Raw genomic sequence first — 556 nt, 5'->3', positions numbered from 1 at the left:
AGAGACATCTTGAAGAGAACCAGGAAGAAATCAACGGCTTGCTGAGAAAAGAGATTGACGATTGGAATGTGTAACAAAAAGGAACAAGCATGACAATGGAAACTATATTCTTGATAGTCTTGGCTGCATTCAATGTTTGGACTATCTATTTTTACAACAAGTTGCTTCTTGAAGTTGCGAACGGCAAGGAAAAGGAGAAAAAACCGCCTATCGACCCGATGGCACTTGTAGGCAAAAGTCTTTTCAAAGTGTCCCAACTGCGGAAGAAAGAAGAAACGGGACAAAAACAAACAGAATCCATGTCCGTATCGGATAATGACGTGACATTTGACGATTCTCCAAAGAGTACGGCACGGATTTCTGACGAACAGCTTGATGATGTGTTTACGAATGTTCGCATAGAAGATATTGGTGTGAAATATTCTGACAATAAGGAAGATGCCGATGTGCCACAAGCCAAAGGGTCAAGTTTTGAGGACATTGACGCAGCTGTGAATACCGTCAAGGCACCGAAAGCAACGGACAAGGAGAAAAGACATGCAGGCAAGGTTTTCCA

At 42.4% G+C, this 556-nt stretch carries 1 protein-coding gene; it reads left to right on the top strand.

Annotated elements, in window-relative coordinates; all coding sequences use genetic code 11:
• Positions 1 to 95: 95 nt before the first annotated feature.
• Positions 96 to 556, top strand: a 461-nt coding sequence (locus KTQ90_RS13560; RefSeq protein ID WP_254360406.1) for a hypothetical protein, incomplete at its 3' end; no start/stop codon positions are given.

Origin of the sequence: Leyella stercorea, from assembly GCF_019052365.1 — a bacterium.
Classification (GTDB): domain Bacteria; phylum Bacteroidota; class Bacteroidia; order Bacteroidales; family Bacteroidaceae; genus Prevotella.
The sequence above is the reverse complement of the archived record's forward strand: the minus strand, read 5'-3'. Positions and strand labels throughout refer to the sequence as shown.